Annotated in this window: 2 protein-coding genes; both read right to left on the minus strand. The window is 68.3% G+C overall.

The window, feature by feature from the left end; all coding sequences use genetic code 11:
* Positions 1–34 precede the first annotated feature (34 nt).
* Positions 35–937 carry a methylenetetrahydrofolate reductase [NAD(P)H] gene (gene metF / locus OF819_RS28990; protein WP_267246626.1) on the minus strand — a complete coding sequence of 301 codons (903 nt, stop codon included), beginning with the start codon at positions 935–937 and terminating at the stop codon, positions 35–37.
* The coding region (locus OF819_RS28995) for a vitamin B12 dependent-methionine synthase activation domain-containing protein (protein WP_267246627.1) at positions 934–1,188 on the minus strand (255 nt) is incomplete at its 5' end. The genes metF and OF819_RS28995, both read right to left, overlap by 4 nt.

Raw genomic sequence — 1,188 nt, forward strand, 5'->3', positions numbered from 1 at the left:
CAGGGAAAGGTCGGCGACCTTGAAGTCGGTGAACTCAGCGGAGGGCTGAGACGGCATGGGCTCTCCTCGACTCTTGTACGCCCCGGTGAATCTCCACCGTCGCAGGCGATCGGTTCAGGGTGATGTAGTGCAGTCCCGGAGCGCCGGCGTCGAGCAGGCGCTCTGCCATCGCGATGGCGTGGTCCACGCCGATGCGATGGGATTCCCCGGGGTCGTTCCGGGCGGCGTACAGCCGCCCGGCGAGCGCTTCGGGAAAGGTCGCGTCGCTGAGTTCGGCGAACCGGCTGATTTGCCGGTAGTCGGTGGCAGGCATGATCTCCGGAATGATCGGGGTGTCACAGCCCGCTGCCGCCGCCCGGTCGCACAGCCGGAAGTAGTGCTCGACGTCGAAGAACATCTGGGTGATGGCATAGTCCGCGCCCGCCCGGCACTTGTCGGCGAAGTGCCGGATGTCGCTGTCCCAGTCGGGCGAGCGGGGGTGCCGCTCCGGAAAGGCCGCCACGCCGACGCTGAAGTCGCCGAGATCCCGGATGAGTTCGACGAGTTCGACGGCGTATGTCAGCCCCTGCGGATGGGCGAGCCAGGGGCCCTTGGGGTCTCCGGGCGGATCGCCGCGCAGAGCGAGGACGTCGCGGATGCCGACGTCCGCGTACTGGCCGATGATATGCCGCAGCTCGGCGACCGAGTGTCCGACGGCGGTGAGATGGGCGACCGGGCGCAGCGTGGTGTGGGCGGCGATCTGCTTGGTGACGGCGACGGTCCGGTCCCGAGAGGACCCGCCCGCGCCGTAGGTCACGGAGACGAAGGCAGGGGCCAGGGCCTCGATGCGGCGGATGGCGTCCCACAGACGGGCCTCGCCCTTGTCGGTCTTGGGCGGGAAGAATTCAAACGAGTACGAGGTCTCCCCGGCTGCCAGCACCTCGCGTACCGTCTTCACGATCGCGACCCTCCTGTGTTGAAGTAGCTGGCCTCGGGGTGGTGGGTGATCAGCGCATCGGTGGACTGCTCGGGGTGGAGCTGGAATTCCTCGGACAGTTCGACGCCGATGCGCCCGGGTTCCAGCAGGTCGGCGATCTTCGCCCGGTCCTCCAGATCCGGGCAGGCGGGATAGCCGAAGGAGTAGCGGCAGCCCTGGTACTCCGTGCGGAGCATGCCGTCGAGCGAGTCCGGGTCGGCCGCGGAGATGGA

It is taken from the genome of Streptomyces sp. PR69 (assembly GCF_026420845.1).
In the GTDB taxonomy this organism is placed as follows: domain Bacteria; phylum Actinomycetota; class Actinomycetes; order Streptomycetales; family Streptomycetaceae; genus Streptomyces.